This is a genomic window from Intrasporangium sp. (assembly GCF_036566125.1).
In the GTDB taxonomy this organism is placed as follows: domain Bacteria; phylum Actinomycetota; class Actinomycetes; order Actinomycetales; family Dermatophilaceae; genus Intrasporangium.
This window is the reverse complement of the sequence record NZ_DATCWX010000076.1, coordinates 1-3,191: the sequence shown is the minus strand read 5'-3', so window position 1 is coordinate 3,191 and position 3,191 is coordinate 1. Positions and strand designations below refer to the sequence as shown.

3 protein-coding genes and 1 other RNA gene are annotated in these 3,191 nt (G+C 70.3%); 2 read left to right on the top strand and 2 right to left on the bottom strand.

The window, feature by feature from the left end; genetic code table 11:
* Window positions 1-429, bottom strand: a 429-nt coding sequence (locus VIR15_RS04430) for a YaaA family protein (RefSeq protein WP_331926264.1), incomplete at its 3' end; no start/stop codon positions are given.
* Between the two features lie 49 nt (window positions 430-478).
* On the opposite strand from VIR15_RS04430, the gene VIR15_RS04425 reads away from it, so the two are divergent.
* Window positions 479-1,918 carry an RNB domain-containing ribonuclease gene (locus VIR15_RS04425; RefSeq protein ID WP_331926263.1) on the top strand — a complete coding sequence of 480 codons (1,440 nt, stop codon included), beginning with the start codon at window positions 479-481 and terminating at the stop codon, window positions 1,916-1,918.
* 34 nt (window positions 1,919-1,952) lie between these two features.
* Here VIR15_RS04425 and VIR15_RS04420 read toward each other — a convergent pair whose 3' ends face one another.
* A complete protein-coding gene (locus VIR15_RS04420; protein ID WP_331926262.1) occupies window positions 1,953-2,666 on the bottom strand; it encodes a superantigen-like protein SSL4 in 714 nt (237 codons plus the stop codon).
* A gap of 154 nt (window positions 2,667-2,820) precedes the next feature.
* On the opposite strand from VIR15_RS04420, the gene rnpB reads away from it, so the two are divergent.
* Window positions 2,821-3,188, top strand: an RNA gene (gene rnpB, locus VIR15_RS04415) — RNase P RNA component class A.
* The last annotated feature ends 3 nt before the right edge of the window (window positions 3,189-3,191 follow it).

Genomic DNA, 3,191 nt, shown 5'->3' with positions numbered 1-3,191 from the left:
TGCGTCGGTCAGGCCGCCGATCCCGGGCAGCTCCACGCAGGGGTGGAGCCGGTAGGCGGGGACTCGATCCGTCGGGCGCAGCGCTCCGAAGAGGGCAGAAAGGATGACGATCCGGCGGTTCGCTCTCCGCTTCGACCCCGGGTCGAGGGAAGCGAGGTCGAGGGCGTCATAGAGCACGCCGCTGTAGACCTCGCCGGCAGGCGCCGTCGCCGCCACGTGAAGGCGCGTATTACGGGCCACCTCCTCCACCAGGTTGGGGCTCACGCCCAGCAGCCGGTGCGCATCGGGACGCGCGCTGATCTCGCTGGCACCCTCGATGATCGTCGCCCGCAGGCCGGTCAGCTCCGGGAAGGACAGCGTCTCGAGGTCGAGCGTGCGACCGCGGCGACGCTGCGTCTTGCCCTCTGACGGCGGCAGGAGGATGAGCACGCGCCACAGCCTAGGCCGCTGCGCGACTCCTTCTGCGTAGGGTTGCCCCATGGCCAAGCGACACATCGTCTATCGCCGAGCAGAGCCGCCGGGCGACGCGGGAGTCGCTCTCGCCCAACGCTTCGAGGCGATTCGCAAGGAGTTCGAAGTCCCACCGGAGTTCCCGTCGGACGTCGTCGCCGAGGCCACCCGTGCGGTTGCCAGCGCGGAGCTCCCGACGGCGGACGCGACGGACATCCCGTTCATCACCATCGACCCAGCGACGTCGATGGACCTCGACCAGGCGATGCACATCGAGCGACAGGGCGACGGATACCGCGTCCGGTACGCCATCGCCGACGTGCCGGCGTTCGTGCGGCCGGAGGGAGCGATCGACGCCGAGTCTCGCCGCCGTGGTCAGACGATCTACTGCCCGGACAAGCGCGTCCAGCTGCACCCCAAGGAGATCAGCGAGGGTGCGGCGAGCCTGCTGCCGGACGAGGTGCGGCCGGCCTTCGTCTGGGACCTGGTTCTCGCAGCCGACGGCGAGGGCGTCGAGGTGAGCGTCGCGCGGGCCATGGTCCGGAGCGTGCGGCGCTACGACTATGTCGAGGTGCAGCGGTTGGTCGACGACGGCTCTGCCGAGGATGTGCTGGCGCTCCTCAGGGAGGTGGGGGAGAAGCGAATCGCCTTGGAGGCCAAGCGTGGTGGAGCATCCCTGCCGATGCCGGAGCAGGAGGTTGCCGAGGATGGCAAGGGCGGCTTCAGGGTGAGCTTCCGGCCGCTGCTCCCGTCGGAGGACTGGAATGCGCAGATCTCGCTGCTGGCCGGGATGGGCGCCGCTGACCTCATGCTCCGCGGCAAGGTCGGCATCCTGCGCACCATGCCCGACCCGGATCCCCGCGACGTCAAGCGGTTCCGGCGCCAGGCGTCGGCCGCCGGCGTCCCGTGGCCGGAGAAGCTCGCCTACGGCGAGTTCCTGCGCACCCTTGACCGGGCCAAGCCCGAGCACCTCGCGCTCATCCACGAGGCGACGACGCTTTTCCGGGGGGCGGGGTACACGTACTTCAACGGTGAGGTCCCCAAGCAGCCGAACCACGCCGCAGTCGCCAACCCCTATGCCCACGTCACGGCCCCCCTGCGTCGCCTCGTCGACCGGTTCGGGCTCGTCGTCTGCGAGGCCCTCTCCGCAGGCACCGAGGTGCCGCCCTGGGCACTCACGGCCCTGCCGACGGTTCCCGCGATCATGACGACGTCAGACCGCAAGGCCGGGGGAGTGGAGCGTGCCTGCACCGATGCGGTGGAGGCGGCGGAGCTCCGCTCGCTCATCGGCTCGACGGTCGAGGGCGTGGTCGTCGACCAGAACGACAGGGGCGTGGTGGTCCAGCTCATCGACCTCGCCGTGGTGGCGAAGGCAACAGGGCGGGCCGACGAGGGAGCGACCGTGCAGGTTCGCGTCGACGCCGCGGAGATCGAGACCGGGAAGGTCGCGCTCAGCGTCGTCGGCTGAGCACCCCGGTGGGTACCGAGATGCCGTATGCCGCTCAGCCGGCTGGCGTCGTCGGGCTCGCCGGGTTGGTCGGCTGGGTCGGGGTCGGGCTTCCCGGGGTGGCTGGGTCGGAGGGAGCCGTCTCAGTCGGCGTGGGAGCAGCGGGGTTCGGGTCGCCCGTCGGTGCGGTGACCCCGGATCCGTCGGTGGGCTCCGGCGCGGGCACCTGCAGAGTCGCGGGACTGGTCGACTCTGGCGTGGCCACGGACTCGGTCGTGGGCGTGTCGGCCGGGTCCTCGAGAACGGCGCGTTCGCGTGGCTGGTTGTCGGACTGCCGGGTGCCGAGGGAGGCTCCGGTCACATCTGCGCCGGTGGCCAGCTGGAGTCCGGTGAGGAAAGCAACGGCCAAGGCGAAGAGCACACCGGCGGTGGCCAGGACCCGCCGCGGCGCGCGCACTTTCTGCACACTTGACGATGGCGAGTCGGGCGCAGACTGCGGGCTCGCCTGTGCTCGCCGAGGGTGCAGTTTCTGCCGACGCACGGCCTCACCGGCGCGGGTCATCGATGCCGTGTAGAGGCTCGCCGCGACGGCGCTCACGACGGATCCGATCCCGGCCCCGGTGACCGTGCCCACCCAACCGACGCGCGAGCCGAGGAAGGCCGCGGTGGCGGCAGCACACGACCCAGCGATGAGCTGGGTGAGGGAGAGGTCGAGCAACGTCGCTCTGCGGGCGGGTGGGGCGGGTTCGGTCTGCAGTTGCTCGGTCATGTCCTCGTTCGGTTGCGTATCGACGTCTCACGATGACCAACGAGGGCCAACCCTCGTTGATGCCCGCGCCCCGTTGTGAACCAGGTCACGCACCCGCGGTCCCGTGGGCGCGGTGCGAGCTCAGCGGCATACGGCATCTATGATTGACGACGGATGAGTCGGCCAGGCGGTCGCGTCAGGAGAGATCCTGCCGAGGAACGTCCGGGCTCCACAGGGCAGGGTGGTGGCCAACAGCCACCCGGGGTGACCCGCGGGACAGTGCCACAGAAAACAAACCGCCTGCTTTGCAGGTAAGGGTGAAACGGTGGTGTAAGAGACCACCAGCGCTCCAGGTGACTGGGGCGGCTCGGTAAACCCCACCCGGAGCAAGCCCAGACAGCGCACGCTCGAGACCGGCCCGGTCGAGTGCGCGGGTAGGGCGCGGGAGCCGGTCAGCAATGGCCGGCCGAGATGGATGGCCGTCGCCGCGTCACTGGCAACGGGGACGCGGAACAGAACCCGGCGTATCGGCCGACTCATCCGCCA